At 64.4% G+C, this 13,377-nt stretch carries 12 protein-coding genes; 4 read left to right on the forward strand and 8 right to left on the reverse strand.

Annotated elements, in window-relative coordinates; all coding sequences use genetic code 11:
• Positions 1–23: 23 nt before the first annotated feature.
• Together G8E10_RS19895 and G8E10_RS19900 are read left to right on the forward strand one after the other, a co-directional pair.
• Entirely contained in the window at positions 24–1,085 is a 1,062-nt protein-coding gene (locus G8E10_RS19895; protein ID WP_167130427.1) for a polysaccharide pyruvyl transferase family protein, read from the forward strand.
• Between the two features lie 164 nt (positions 1,086–1,249).
• On the forward strand, positions 1,250–2,704 hold the full coding sequence (locus tag G8E10_RS19900) for a glutamate synthase subunit beta (protein ID WP_110800943.1): 1,455 nt from the start codon (positions 1,250–1,252) through the stop codon (positions 2,702–2,704).
• 70 nt (positions 2,705–2,774) lie between these two features.
• On the opposite strand, the gene G8E10_RS19905 is transcribed toward G8E10_RS19900, so the two are convergent.
• Positions 2,775–3,143 carry a winged helix-turn-helix transcriptional regulator gene (locus G8E10_RS19905; protein WP_110736087.1) on the reverse strand — a complete coding sequence of 123 codons (369 nt, stop codon included), beginning with the start codon at positions 3,141–3,143 and terminating at the stop codon, positions 2,775–2,777.
• A gap of 181 nt (positions 3,144–3,324) precedes the next feature.
• Here G8E10_RS19905 and G8E10_RS19910 point away from each other — a divergent pair, with 181 nt between their 5' ends.
• Complete coding sequence (locus G8E10_RS19910; protein ID WP_132665244.1) at positions 3,325–3,936, forward strand: FMN-dependent NADH-azoreductase; 612 nt, start codon at positions 3,325–3,327, stop codon at positions 3,934–3,936.
• Between the two features lie 87 nt (positions 3,937–4,023).
• Here the strand turns inward: G8E10_RS19910 and G8E10_RS19915 are convergent, their stop codons facing one another.
• On the reverse strand, positions 4,024–5,448 hold the full coding sequence (locus G8E10_RS19915; protein ID WP_281517695.1) for an SGNH/GDSL hydrolase family protein: 1,425 nt from the start codon (positions 5,446–5,448) through the stop codon (positions 4,024–4,026).
• A 116-nt stretch (positions 5,449–5,564) separates the two neighbouring features.
• On the reverse strand, positions 5,565–6,785 hold the full coding sequence (locus G8E10_RS19920) for a lytic murein transglycosylase (RefSeq protein WP_132713797.1): 1,221 nt from the start codon (positions 6,783–6,785) through the stop codon (positions 5,565–5,567).
• 579 nt (positions 6,786–7,364) lie between these two features.
• Between G8E10_RS19920 and galU the strand changes: the two genes are divergently transcribed.
• Entirely contained in the window at positions 7,365–8,246 is an 882-nt protein-coding gene (galU, locus tag G8E10_RS19925) for a UTP--glucose-1-phosphate uridylyltransferase GalU (RefSeq protein WP_092930376.1), read from the forward strand.
• A 127-nt stretch (positions 8,247–8,373) separates the two neighbouring features.
• Here the strand turns inward: galU and G8E10_RS19930 are convergent, their stop codons facing one another.
• The 5 genes from G8E10_RS19930 to G8E10_RS19950 form a co-directional block, all read right to left on the reverse strand.
• A complete protein-coding gene (locus G8E10_RS19930; RefSeq protein WP_425530856.1) occupies positions 8,374–9,894 on the reverse strand; it encodes an outer membrane beta-barrel protein in 1,521 nt (506 codons plus the stop codon).
• Between the two features lie 97 nt (positions 9,895–9,991).
• On the reverse strand, positions 9,992–10,459 hold the full coding sequence (locus G8E10_RS19935) for an NfeD family protein (protein WP_110800800.1): 468 nt from the start codon (positions 10,457–10,459) through the stop codon (positions 9,992–9,994).
• Positions 10,459–11,478 (reverse strand): SPFH domain-containing protein, encoded by a 1,020-nt coding sequence (locus G8E10_RS19940; protein WP_110800799.1) that lies wholly within the window; start codon positions 11,476–11,478, stop codon positions 10,459–10,461. The genes G8E10_RS19935 and G8E10_RS19940 overlap by 1 nt, the downstream gene beginning before the upstream one ends.
• Positions 11,479–11,565: 87 nt before the next feature.
• Entirely contained in the window at positions 11,566–12,651 is a 1,086-nt protein-coding gene (hemH, locus tag G8E10_RS19945) for a ferrochelatase (RefSeq protein WP_167130447.1), read from the reverse strand.
• 293 nt (positions 12,652–12,944) lie between these two features.
• On the reverse strand, positions 12,945–13,377 hold a 433-nt coding region (locus G8E10_RS19950), incomplete at its 5' end, for a LysM peptidoglycan-binding domain-containing protein (protein WP_167130429.1).

Below are 13,377 nucleotides of genomic sequence, written 5' to 3' on the forward strand. Positions count from 1 at the left end.
CGCAAGAATGAACATGGTGTAACGTGTCCAGTGACCTTCTCGACATCGTCGCGTCGAAGGCTGCCATCCCGGTCTCCTGGGTGACGCCGCCGGTCGGCGAGGATTATCTCAATCTCGGCGACGCCCTGTCGCCGGTGATCGTTTCGATGATGTCGGGACTGCCGGTGACGCATGCGCCGAGCAAGAGCCGCAAGACCCGTCTTGCTGCCGTCGGCACCATTGGCCACATGATGGCGGGCGGGCATGTGCATGTCTGGGGAACGGGCACGTCGCCGAACCTCAATCCCGGCCAGCATGCCGACGAGAAAATCCCCTATACCCGGCCAGTCGATACGCGCTTCACCTTCCATGCGACGCGGGGGCCGTTCAGCCGCCGCGTGCTCGGCAGCGACGGGCCTGCCGTCTATGGCGATCCGCTCTGGCTGCTGCCGCATTTTCACGATGCGCCCGTCAAGAAGACGCATGAACTCGGCGTCATCCTGCATCTGGCGGAACTGTCCGAGCGCACCTTCGACGCCCGGCCGAAGGACACCGAAGGCCGCCATCATGTGGCGCCGTTGGATACGGGTTCTGTCAAGCTGATCAACACGGTCACGCCGACGACGATTGCTGCGCTGCGCGAACGGCTGGATGAAATCCTCTCCTGCAAGCGGATCGTCTCGACCAGCCTGCACGGCATGGTCTTTGCCGAATCCTACGGCATTCCCTGCCTCTATTTCTCGCCACGGTCGCGCAGCACCGGACTCGGACGCATCGATCTCTCCGACGAAAGCGGCGTCATCGACCTGCGCTTCGTCGATCTCTATCGCGGTCTCGGTCTGTCGGACCTCGACATCTGGTACCAGCCGCGTCAGGTCAAGACGAACTGGCAGGCCGTGATCGACGCTATCGACCGGGTGTGGGCGCCGAAGGTCTTCGACGACAAGCCGTTGATCGACAGCTTCCCGCTGCCGCTCGCCATGATGGGCAAGGGCGCCCGCGGAAGCGCCTTCGATGCGCCGTTGATCGCTGCGCTGCCGACCCAGCGAAAACGGCTTCCGGGCCAGGCCTTCATCGAGGGGCTGGCGAACCGGTTCTTCAGGTGACGGCCATGAAACGTCTCATGGTCATGAAATTCGATTGAGTGTTCGCCCTATCTGGCGACAATGCGATGAAAAGCCTGCCGGATCTCCGGCAGTCAGGAACAGAAACGGGTGGACGCGGAGCGGGTGGCATCAGCGCTTCCACGGCGACGATTGAGGGTTACGTCATGGGCAAGGTTACAGGTTTCATGGAAATCGACCGGCAGCTGGCAAAGTATCAGCCGGCCTCCGATCGTATCCGCCATTTCCGGGAATTCACGATCCCGATGTCGGAACCGGAAGTGCAGAAGCAGGCGGCACGCTGCATGGATTGCGGCATCCCCTTCTGCCACGGCCCGACCGGCTGCCCGGTGCACAACCAGATCCCCGACTGGAACGACCTCGTCTACAGCGGCAACTGGGAAGAGGCGATCCGCAACCTGCATTCGACCAACAACTTCCCGGAGTTCACCGGCCGCATCTGCCCCGCGCCTTGCGAGGAGGCGTGCACGCTGAATCTCGAGGATGCTCCGGTCACCATCAAGACCATCGAGCAGGCGATCGCCGACAAGGCCTATGAGATGGGCTACATCGTGCCGAAGCCGGCGGTGACGAAGACCGGCAAGTCGATCGGCATCATCGGTTCGGGTCCTGCCGGCATGGCGGCGGCCCAGCAGCTGGCACGCGCCGGCCATGCGGTGCACGTCTACGAGCGCGAGACCAAGGCCGGCGGCCTGCTGCGCTACGGCATTCCCGACTTCAAGATGGAGAAGAACTTCATCGACCGCCGCGTCGAACAGATGACCGGCGAAGGCGTCACCTTCCATTACGGCGTCAATGTCGGCGTCGACCGCACGGTGGAAAGCCTGCGCGAAGAGCATGACGCGGTGCTCTATTGCGGCGGCTCCGAGACGCCCCGCGATGCCGGCCTTCCCGGCGGTGATTTCGCCGGCGTGCACGATGCCATGCCCTATCTCGTCCAGCAGAACCGCCGCGTCGGCCGCGAAAATATCGACAGCGTCGGCTGGCCGTCGGATCCGATCCTTGCCGGCGGCAAGCACATCGTGGTCGTCGGCGGCGGTGACACGGCGTCGGACTGTGTCGGCACGGCGTTCCGTCAGGGTGCCGTCAAGGTGACCCAGCTCGACATCCGCCCGCAGCCGCCGGAGAAGGAAGACAAGCTCGCCGTGTGGCCGTTCTGGGCGACGAAGATGCGGACCTCCTCCTCGCAGGCCGAAGGCGCCGTGCGCGAGTTTCAGGTGGCAACGCTCGAATTCGTCGGCGAAGACGGCGTTCTGACCGGCGTGAAGTGCTGTCAGGTCGACGATCGCCGCAAGCCGGTTCCCGGCACGGAGTTCGTCATCAAGGCCGACCTCGCCTTCATCGCCATCGGCTTCAGCGGTCCGCTGAAGGCGGGCGTTCTGGAGGAGCTTGGCGATGCACTCGCCATCAATACCGACCGCCGCGGCTCCAGCAACGTCATCGCCGACGACAAGGACTACCGGACATCGGTCGACAAGGTCTGGGCTGCCGGCGACGTGCGCCGTGGCCAGTCGCTCGTCGTCTGGGCCATCCGCGAGGGCCGTCAGGCAGCACGCGCGATCGACGAGGCCCTGATGGGCTCCAGCGTTCTGCCGCGCTGATTTCGAGCGCGCACTATCAATAGACGGATGTCCGGCGAATGTCGGGCGTCCTCGAGGCCGCCTTTATCTCTCAGGCATTTCGCTGGTCGTAGGCCAGTCGCGCCTGGTCGATCGTTTCCTGATGCTCGAACGCCCAGTTGCCGAGTGTCTGCACGGGTTCGCGCAGCGACTGCCCGAGATCGGTCAGGGCATATTCCACCTTCGGCGGAATGGTCGGGTAGATCGTTCGTGTCACCAGCCCGTCCCGCTCCAGGTTGCGCAGCGTCAGCGTCAGCATGCGCTGGGAAATGCTGCCGAGCGCGCGCTTCAGCGCGTTGAACCGCTTCGGCCCCGGCGTCAGCAACATCACCACCAGCATCGACCATTTGTCGCCGATCCGGGAGAGGAGGGCGCTGGCCAGACGGCAGTCATGGGTCTCATGCAGCGTCTCCAGCGTCATGTCCGTATTTGCAGGTGTCAAGAATGTGCCTCCTTGCGCATGCGCATCCACGTCATTCATAGTGCCTCGGTATGGAAAAGTAACTCCCTGATGTCACCGCAATCGGTGACGAAGCGGGCTTTGGCTTTCCATGCAGACCTTATTCGAACGACCTGCACATGGTGCACCAAAGGATAGATACATGAAACTCCTTCACCTCGACTCCAGCATTCTCGGCGACCACTCCGTCAGCCGCGCGCTGTCCAAGGCCGCCGTCGAACGGATCACGGCGGACAATCCCGCGATCGAGGTCACCTATCACGATCTCGTCGCCGAGCCGATCGCCCACCTCACCGGCCGCTATCTCGCCGGCCAGAGCGACGATGTGCAGCACGATCAGGCGCTTCAGGAAGATCTGGCGCTCGGCGGCAAGGTGTTGGAAGCGTTCCTTGCGGCCGATATCGTCGTCATCGGCGTGGCGCTCTACAACTTCTCGATTTCGAGCCAGCTGAAAAGCTGGGTGGACCGCATCTGCGTGGTCGGCAAGACGTTTCGCTACACCGAAGCAGGCCCGGAAGGTCTGGCGGGTGACAAGCGCGTCATCCTGACGATCGCGCGTGGCGGCCTGTACGGTCCGGGCACGCCGTCGCAGCCCTTCGAACATGCCGAGACCTACCTGCGGTCGGTTCTCGCCTTTATCGGCGTCACCAATCCTGAGGTCATCGTGGCCGAAGGCCTGGCACTCGGTGCCGAGCCGCGTGAAGCCGCAACCAAGGCGGCCCTTGAAACGGTCGCCACGTTGAAGGCCGCCTAGAGCAATTCCAGCAAAAGTGCGCAGCGGTTTTGCGTCCGGAAGTGCGTTGAAACACTTTAAGGAAAAGTCAGGGCGCCCGCTCGGAGCCTATCGGAGCGGGACGGCCTGCCATGGCGGTGCGGCCCCCAGCCTGGGGCCGGTTCCGGTCTTTGGCGGGGCTGCGGCCGCCGATGGCGACGGATCGGTACTGCCAAGAGATGGGCTTGCTGCCGGTGAGGCTGCCTCCGGTGTCACGGCCGGCGGCGCTAGCGCCGTCTTCACCAGCCGGAAGTCGTCGATCCGGCCGAACGGGGCGGGCGGGGCTTCGCCTTTCTCGATCAGCAGGTCCCGCGCGCTGCGCCCCGTGCTCGCCGGCAGGCTGGCGTCGTCCAGCAGCGCGGACGCGCCGTCGAGGTCGGGATCGACGAGGCTGATCGGCTGCGTCTTGATGATGGTCTCGCTGGTCGGGGCCGTGACCACGAGGTCCTTCATGTCGCTCGGATCGGGAATGTCGCTACCGGGCGCAGCCGTCTCGCCCAGAAGGCGGCGGATGTCTTTCTCCACGTAGAAGGCGAGCTTGCGCTTGCCGGCCGGTGTCAGGTTGATGCCGTCGGCACCGCGGAGGCGCACCTGCTGGCCATTGATGTCGGAGCCCGTCGTCACGAACTTGCCCTGCTCGTCGACGAAACCATCCCAGATATCGATGAACTGCCCACCGACCTTCTCCGCCTCGGTGCGGAAGATGCCGTTGAAGGTCACCATGTCCGCCGTCATCGCGGGGGACTGGAAGGACGGCATGCCGACCCAGAGAAGCGGCACGTTGCGGCTGCGGGCAAGGGCTGCGAAGGCCGCGACGCGCCGTGTGTACTCGGCCATCCAGGCATCCGTGCGGTATTTTTCCCGCACCGCGCCGATCTTCATCTGCTGGCGGTCGTTGGCGCCGAAGCTGACGACGATCAGAGCCGGCTTCACGTCATCCGCATAGACGGGGAGCATGTTGGGCCAGTCGAAATAGTCGTCGCGCACCATGCCGGACGAGCCCTCGCTGCGGTTTTCGACCACGATGCCCGGGCTGTCGGCAAAGGCGGTCTGCAGGCCGTCACTGAGGCTGCCGGCGATGAAGTCGCCGACGACGAGCACGGTCTTGGCATCCGCCTGTTTCGCCACGATCTCGGGCGCCGGCGTCTCGACGGGTGCGGGGCGGGCCTTGGCCCGCTGCGGCTTCGGCTTCGGCTGACGCCGTACCGGCGGCGGGGCCTCGCGGTATATGTTCCCGCCGTCGCCATCGTCCTCGTAAACGCGCTGCTGCTGGCGCGGCCGGCCGAAGAACATGTCGAGGATCGTTCGTCGTTCCTGCGCTTCGGCCCGGCTGACAGGCGGGAGCAAGACGACGGTGGGCAGAGCGATGACGATGGCGAGAATGAAGGCCGCAATCCGGCGCAGACGCGCATGCCGCGACGGTTGCGGCGAGACTTTGCTCGGATCAGCGCGTGGTGTCACCGCTTTGGGCATCTCGGCTCGAGGCATCGACATCTGCATTCCGGCCGGGCGTCCTGCCCGGTCCTTTCATTTCCGCCAGACCATCTGACGATGGCTTGCCCGTCCCGGATCCTGCGCCCGGAAACGGCCTGGTTGCCCGGTGTCGCCGATCAATCCCGCAGGGCGCGGAGAAGGTTCTGCGTCGGCTGGCCGTCCGGGGTCATGCCCTTGCGGTTCTGGAAGGCCTGGATCGCGGCCTTGGAACCGGAGCCGAAATTGCCATCCACCTCGCCGTCGTAATAGCCAAGTTCCTTGAGGCGCGACTGCAGTTCGAACTTCTGCTTGACGTCCAGCGTGCCGTCCGGCCGGCTCCAGGCCTGCTGCATGCCGCCATAGCCGGCAATTTCGTCGGCAAGAAGACCAACGCCGAGGGCGTAGGAGTCGGAGGCGTTGTAGCGCTTGATGACGGAAAAATTCTTGGTCATCAGGAAGCCCGGGCTGCCGCTGCCGCCTGGCATCTTCAGCGTGGCGCGGATGTTGCCGTCGCGGAAGCCCTTGCCGTTCGGACGGGTGAAGCCGAGTGCCGCCCACTGCTTCAGCGTTTTCGTCTGGCCCTGCAGATCGGAGCCGCCGGCGGGCACCGCCGTCTCGTAGCCCCAGGTCATGCCCGGCTGCCAGCCGTTCTTCTTCAGGAGGTTGGCGGCGGTCGCCAGCGCATCGGGGATCGAGTTCCAGATATCGCGATGGCCGTTGCCGTCCGCATCGATCGCATAGAGCAGGTAGCTCGTGGGAATGAACTGCGTGTGGCCCATGGCGCCGGCCCAGGAGCCGTTGAGTTCGCGTGGGCTCACATCGCCCGACTGCAGGATCTTCAGCGCGGCGATCAGCTGAGTCTTGGCGAATTTCGCCCGCTTCGGATCGGCATAGGCAAGGGTGGCCAGCGCTCGCGGCACGTAATGCAGCCGGTCGTCCTTCTCCAGGACAGCGCCGTAATTGGACTCCATCGACCAGATGGCGAGCAGCACGTTGCGATCGACGCCGAAGTGCTTCTCGATCGCATCCAGCGTGCGGCGGTGCTTCACCGACATTTCCTGGCCGACCTTCTGCGTGTAGGGGTTCACGCGGCTGTCGATATATTCCCAGATCTTGTGCTTGAATTCCGGCTGGTAATTGGCCTTCTCGATCACGGTCTCATCGGGCGTCTTCACGCCGGCAAAGGCCTTGCGATAGGTGCTCTCGGAGATGCCAGCCTTGGCGGCCGTCGGATAGAAACCGTTGATCCATGTCTGGAAGCCGGCATCGGCGAAAGCGGGCGTGGTGGCGAGGAACGCGGCGGCGGCAAAAAAGGCGGCGCGGAGGCGGCGGCGAAGGGGCAGACTGTTGCTGTTCATCGGTCTGTCGTTTCCGTAATCTCGGTCTCGCGCGTCGGGGCCGACGGGCGAGACATCACTGTACCATTCCAGAACCGTCCCATCTTGCGCTGCCGGTGACGGATCCGACGAGTGCCGGCTCTGCTGTGAGGGCCGGTTTGAGGAAGAGTATCGAAATGAGGTCAACAAGTTCTTTACCATGCCGAAGGACTTGCGTCTTCCTTAGGGAAAAAATAGCCTCTTACCCCTAGATACGTTCACGTTCTTGTGACGCGCATGTTGCATGTTCACCGGGCATTCACCCGGGGTCGTGCATCTAGGCGGTGCATGCACGACGCTCCTTTCGGGCCGACTTTTGGTGGCTGGACGTCGACGCTCTGGAAACTGCGGGGAAGTCCGATAGATCCATGTCATCCGTCGCCGGGCTTGGGGGAGAGGTGCGCAGCAATTGCGGGGAAACGGAGTTGCCACGAACGAGAACATCGGGATCGACGTTCATTTTAAGCCGGTTTCCGGTAAGACGACATCACGCCACGGTGGATCAGCGATCGTTGATCCCCACCGTCCATTTTAAAGAATGACTGAGAACTGGAGATATTGATGAGTGAGAAGCGTAAGGTCCGAAAGGCCGTCTTTCCTGTTGCCGGCCTCGGCACGCGTTTTCTGCCCGCCACCAAGGCTGTCCCGAAGGAAATGCTGACGGTCGTCGACAAGCCGGTCATCCAGTATGTCGTCGATGAGGCGATCGAAGCCGGTATCGAGCACCTGATCTTCGTGACGGGTCGCGGCAAGGGCGTCATCGAAGACTATTTCGACATTCAGACCGAGCTCGAGCAGACGCTGCGCGAGCGCAACAAGACTGCCGAGCTGACGCTGCTCGCCGACATTCTGCCGAAGGCCGGCATGGCCAGCTTTACCCGCCAGCAGGCGCCGCTTGGTCTTGGTCATGCCGTTTGGTGCGCCCGCGATATCGTCGGTGACGAACCCTTCGCGGTTCTCCTGCCCGACATGATCATGCGCGGCGAAAAAGGCTGCCTCAAGGGTATGGTCGAGCTGTACGAGCAGAGCGGCGGCAACGTGCTCGCCGTGGAGGAATGTGCGCCGGAAGTGGCCCACAAGTACGGCATCGTCGGCGTCGGCGAGACGATCGGCGAAGGCTTCGCCATCAACGCCATGGTCGAGAAGCCGGCCGCCGGCACCGCCCCGTCCAACTACTTCATTAACGGCCGCTACATCCTGCAGCCGGAGATCTTCAATATCCTGGAAACGCAGGAGCGCGGCGCCGGCAACGAGATCCAGCTGACCGACGGGATGCTGAAGCTCCTGAAGAGCCAGGACTTCGCCGGCTACGTCTTCCGCGGCGAAACCTACGACTGCGGCGCCAAGGATGGCTTCATCCTCGCCAACGTCGCTTTCGCACTGTCGCGCGACGATATCCGCGGCTCGGTCGAAGGTCCCCTCAAGGCCCTTCTCGCCCGCTGATCGATCGATACCGAACAAAAGAGCCGCGTTGCATCAGCAGCGCGGCTTTTTTCGTTTCGGGACGGGTGTCGTCTGTTTTTTGCCGCATTGTCCGACGCCGAAGCGATTCCGCGTCGGCTGGAAATGCTTAGCGCCGCAGCGTCAGCCCGACGCCGATCCGGGCGACGGAGGTGGCTTGCCCGCGGTCCGGTGTCGTCCGCTCGTAGCTGACATCGCCGGTCAGTGCGAGATAGCGGTTGATGTCGTAGGTGAGGCCGGCGCCTGTCAGCCAGACCTTCGTATCCGACGAGGCGCTGCCGGAGGGATAGTTGCGGAAGGTCAGGCTGTTGGAGAGCCGCGCCACGAGGGCCGAGCGGAGTTCGTGCGTGACCCGGCTCGACAGCGTATAGGCGAGCGCGCCGCTTTCGCCCGAGGTGGTGGAGGGCTCCAGCGTCGTGGATAGGCCGGTCATGACATCCGTGCCGCGCTGCGGCGACCAGTTGATGAGACCGTCGATGGTGGCGCCGTTCAGGTTCTTCAGCCGCGCGTCGTCGAAGCGGTAGGTGTTGTAGCCGAGCGCCAGCTCGCCCTTCAGCTTCTCGCCGAGATCGGCTTCCACCCCGGCGCGGCCGGAATAGGTCTTGTAGGATCGGCTGTAACCCAGGCTGTCTGAGCGCAGCTCATAGACGCCCCGGCCGATGGAGGCTTCGAGGAAGGGGATGAGGGCCGGCGACAGCTCGTAGCCGATGCGCGTCGTCAGCGTGCCGACATCGCGGTTGCGGTCTTTCTGCGACAGCGTGGTGCCGTCGGAGAGATCGACATCGGAATAGGTCAGGCGGTTGACATCGACCTTGGCCGAGCCGCGCAGGATGCCGAAATCGTGCTCGATGCCGGCGCCGAGCGAATACTGGTTGACGCCGGCCTGCGTTTCCGCGCCGTTGATCGCGTTCGGGTCCGTCGCATCCTCGCGGTCGAAGCTATAGCCGGCGCGAAGCGTCGCCATCGTGTCGTGGCTGATATCGAGCCGCAAGGCGCCGTCGATGTCGGCCCGCGGCTTGGTTTCGCCAGTGCCGGAGAGGTTGCGCTGCCAGTAGCCCTCGCCGGTGATGCTCAGCTGGTGGCGGGACCAGTCGGAGGTCAGCGTGCCCTTGAGGCCGGTTTCGGTATAGGTGCGCCGCTCGCGGCTGTCGCCGCTGCGTGTCGTCTCCGAGTTCACCGTCTGGCCGATCGAGGGTTTGAGGGTGAAGGTTCCGAGCGGGATGCCGGGCACGTCGTCATCGTCGGCGAGCGCCGATTTCAGGCCATCGACGCCGGTTTCCCGCAAGTTGGACCGGATCAGGTCTTGATCGCGCAGCAGCCCGCCGCCGACCACGGCGTCATCGCCGATGGCGCCGGTGATATCGGCGTCACCGGTTGCCGTCGGCGCGCCGCCCGCTATGGGCACGGCCGCTGCGGCCGCGCCGGCCGCCTGTGGGCTGAGTGTTCCCGAGGTCGGATCCTGCGGTCCTGCAAGGTCGGTATCGCCTGCGTCATCCTCCACCGCCTGCGCCCGGGCGGTGCCGGGCAGGGCAAGCGATGTGAGGCAGACGGAAAGGAGCAAAATGGCCATGGCGGCACGAGCGGGCCGAACGGCACGCGCATCAGTGTCCGGGAGGTGAGAAGGCGCCATGGGCCAGGTCCGCAAGCTCGAAGCAATTGTTTCGCAATCGTAAACGCTTGTGGTTAACCAATCCTTATCTGCAGGCTTCCTCGCTTAAGCTTTCGGCTCAGGCGGCTGTGGCTTCTTCCACGAGAAGCCGCTGGCCATCTGCGGAGACGACGCGGACGCGGGCGCCGGTCGGCAGGTCGGGGCCGCTGACGGGCCATGTCGTGTCGCCGAGGCGAACGCGGCCCCGCCCTTCGGCGATCGGTTCCTCAAGGATGGCCGTGCGACCGATGAGGCTGCGTCCGCGCTGGTTCAAGAGCGGCGTGTCGGAGGGGTGATCGAAGCGCGCCAGCAGGCGGCGGCCGACGACCACGGAGACGACGGAGAGGATGGCGAACAGCGGTAGCTGCACATGCCAGCCGAAGACGTCAGCATTCCAGAAGATCAGCGCCAGCGCGCCGGTGACGATCGCCGCCATGCCGATCCAGACGAGGAAGACGCCGGGAACGAAGATTTCAGCCGCGAGCAGCACAAGGCCGAGCACCCACCAGGCCCAAGGGCCGAGTTCCTCGATGACGCGCGCAACCATCAGACGCCGGTCCGCGGCGGGGCGAAGGGCGAGGGGGTGTTCGGTGCGCTCGGGGGCACGGATCGCGTCGAGCCGCGCGGACGTTCCGGTGCGGTCGGGACGTCGCCGAAGACCTCGCGGGCGATGGCGCCGATGCCGCCGAGCGAGCCGATGAGCGCGGAGGCTTCCATCGGCATCAGCACGATCTTCGAATTCGGCGCGGTGCCGATCGCGGCGATGGCTTCGGTGTATTTCTGGGCGACGAAGTAGTTGATGGCCTGCACATCGCCGGCCGCGATCGCCTCGGAGACCATGCGGGTCGCCTTCGCTTCGGCCTCGGCCAGGCGTTCGCGCGCCTCGGCATCCCGAAACGCCGCCTCGCGCTGGCCTTCGGCCTGAAGGATCGCCGATTGCTTGGCGCCTTCGGCGCGCAAGATCTGCGCATTGCGCGAGCCCTCCGCTTCCAGCACCTGCGCGCGCTTTTCGCGCTCCGCCTTCATCTGGCGCGCCATCGCATCCACGAGGTCCTTCGGCGGCTGGATGTCCTTGATCTCGACGCGGGTGACCTTGATGCCCCAGGGCCCGACCGCCTCGTCCACCACGCGGAGCAGCTGATCGTTGATCTTGTCGCGGTTGGACAAGAGCTCGTCCAGATCCATCGAGCCCATGACGGAGCGGATATTGGTCATGGTGAGGTTGAGAATCGCGCTCTGAAGATTGGAGACCTGATAGGCCGCCTCCGCCGCGTTCAGCACCTGATAGAAGGCGACGGCATCGGCCGAGCAGCTGGCATTGTCCTTGGTGATGACCTCCTGGGTCGGCACATCCAGCACCTGCTCCATCACGTTCATGCGCGCGCCGACACGGTCGATGAAGGGAATGATCAGGTTCAGACCGGGCTCCAGCGTGCGCGTATAGCGGCCGAAGCGTTCGATCGTATGGCGATAGCCTTGCGGGACCGTCTTAATGCCGGCGATGAGCACGAGGATGACCAGGACCGCAAAGGCCACCACAACGATATCGAATCCGCCCAAGATCATCTCCTTCATCCACCAATTGGCCCCGGCTTAGCATGTCGGGGCGCGATGCGGAACCTTGCCGTTCCCGCGACGCGGGAACGGCGGAGATTAGATGCTCGGTGCGCCCAGCACCCTGCCCAGCGAAACGGCCTCTGGTGCTGCCACATCCACCCAGCCGCCGAGTTCGCGGCACACGACATGTTCGAGGACACGCATGCCGTCGTCGCTGTCGTTCAGGCAGGGGATATGCGTGAACTTTTCGCCACCCGCATGGTGGAAGGTCTCGGCAGCCTCCACCGCGATTTCCTCGAGCGTTTCCAGACAGTCGGACACGAAGCCTGGGTTCATCACCGCGATCCGCTTGATGCCCTTCTGTCCGAGCGCCTCCACGGTCTTATCCGTATAGGGCTGCAGCCACTCTTCAGGGCCGAAGCGCGACTGGAAGGTCACCTGCAGCTTGTCCTTTGACCAGCCGAGCCTCTCGCGCAGCAGGCGCGCCGTCTTGTAGCACTGGCAGTGATAGGGGTCGCCCTTCTTGAAGTAGGACTGGGGAATGCCGTGGAAGGAGGTGAGCACGACTTCCGGCTCCCAGTCCAGCGTCGCCAGATGCGTTTGGATCGAGTTCGCGAGGCTTTCGATATAGACCGGGTCGTCGTGATAAGGCGGAACGGTGCGCAGCGCCGGCTGCCAGCGGGACTTCAGCAATAGGCGAAAAGCCTCGTCGTTGACGGTGGCCGTCGTGGCGGCGGCATATTGCGGATAGAGCGGGAAGAGCAGGATCTTCTCGCAGCCGGCCTGCTTCAGCGCCTCCATGCGCTCCGGAATCGACGGCTGGCCGTAGCGCATGGCCCAGTCGACCACGAGATTGTCGTGACCGGCAAGGCTCGCCGCCATCTTCTCCGCCTGGCTGCGTGTGTAGGTGCGCAGATAGCTTTCGTTCAGATCCTTGTTCCAGATCGTCTCATAGGCCTTGCCCACCTTGGCGGGGCGCGTGTTGAGCACGATGCCGTAGAGGATCGGATACCAGAACACGCGCGACCATTCGATGACGCGCTTGTCGCTCAGGAACTGCTTGAGATAGCGCCGCATGGACACCTTGTCGGTGCCATCAGGCGTGCCGAGATTGACCAGGAGGACGCCGACTTTTCCAAAGGCCACTTTCGGGTGGTCGGCGGGGAGGGGCGTGACGGTCATGTTCATGGCGATGTCCTAGGCAAGAGATGGAGACGCTACCCGGTACGGACGCGGCCTGCATCGGTTCACATCGCCTTATGTAAAACAAAAACCAGCCCGGGGAAGCCCGAGCCGGTGCAATAGGATGAGGCCGATTGTCTCATTGGCTGGCCGGATGGCGTTTGCCACGACGTGACGTTTGCTGAAAGCGCGGGGTCTGCGGGCTGTTGTCCCGCTTCGAAGGTCGGCCACGAAGCCTTCGTGTTCCACCGGGACCACGCGGGCATCATTAGATGACCGCGTGGGAGACCCCGTCAGCGCGGCGGCAGGGTCAGTTCCGTGCCGACATGCAGCCTCTCGGGAACCGGATTGCCGTTCGCCCCGGCAATCGTCTTCCACTTTTCGCCATCGCCGTAGACGGACTTGGCGATGTCCCACAGCGTATCACCCTTGACGACGACATGGCGGGTTTCGGCCGGTGCCGTGGCTGCTGGTTCCGGCGTGGCCGGTGCGGCTGCTGCGGGCTCTGTCGGTGCCGGTGTCGTTTCAGGCGCAGGCGTTGCAGGAGCGGGCGCTACCGGGGCGGCAGGTGTTGCAGGTTCAGGCGTTGCGGGTGCGGGGGCCGGTGCTGCCGGAGCCGTTTCAGGCGGCGTTGCTGGTGCCGCTGGGGCAGCCGGAGCCGCTGCAGGCGCCTGAGCCGTCGTCGTCGGGGTTGCGGCCGGCGGGGCGGCGGGGGCCTGCTTTGCC

Origin of the sequence: Ferranicluibacter rubi (genome assembly GCF_011603255.1) — a bacterium.
GTDB lineage: Bacteria > Pseudomonadota > Alphaproteobacteria > Rhizobiales > Rhizobiaceae > Ferranicluibacter > Ferranicluibacter rubi.

Coding starts and splice junctions, on each gene's coding strand:
- G8E10_RS19920 (WP_132713797.1), bottom strand. CDS start 6,785: ATGAACAGCAACAGTCTGCCCCTTCGCCGCCGCCTCCGCGCCGCCTTT.
- G8E10_RS19940 (WP_110800799.1), bottom strand. CDS start 11,478: ATGATCTTGGGCGGATTCGATATCGTTGTGGTGGCCTTTGCGGTCCTG.
- G8E10_RS19935 (WP_110800800.1), bottom strand. CDS start 10,459: ATGGTTGCGCGCGTCATCGAGGAACTCGGCCCTTGGGCCTGGTGGGTG.
- galU (WP_092930376.1), top strand. CDS start 7,365: ATGAGTGAGAAGCGTAAGGTCCGAAAGGCCGTCTTTCCTGTTGCCGGC.
- G8E10_RS19915 (WP_281517695.1), bottom strand. CDS start 5,448: ATGTCGATGCCTCGAGCCGAGATGCCCAAAGCGGTGACACCACGCGCT.
- G8E10_RS19900 (WP_110800943.1), top strand. CDS start 1,250: ATGGGCAAGGTTACAGGTTTCATGGAAATCGACCGGCAGCTGGCAAAG.
- hemH (WP_167130447.1), bottom strand. CDS start 12,651: ATGACCGTCACGCCCCTCCCCGCCGACCACCCGAAAGTGGCCTTTGGA.
- G8E10_RS19910 (WP_132665244.1), top strand. CDS start 3,325: ATGAAACTCCTTCACCTCGACTCCAGCATTCTCGGCGACCACTCCGTC.
- G8E10_RS19905 (WP_110736087.1), bottom strand. CDS start 3,143: ATGACGCTGGAGACGCTGCATGAGACCCATGACTGCCGTCTGGCCAGC.
- G8E10_RS19930 (WP_425530856.1), bottom strand. CDS start 9,894: ATGGCGCCTTCTCACCTCCCGGACACTGATGCGCGTGCCGTTCGGCCC.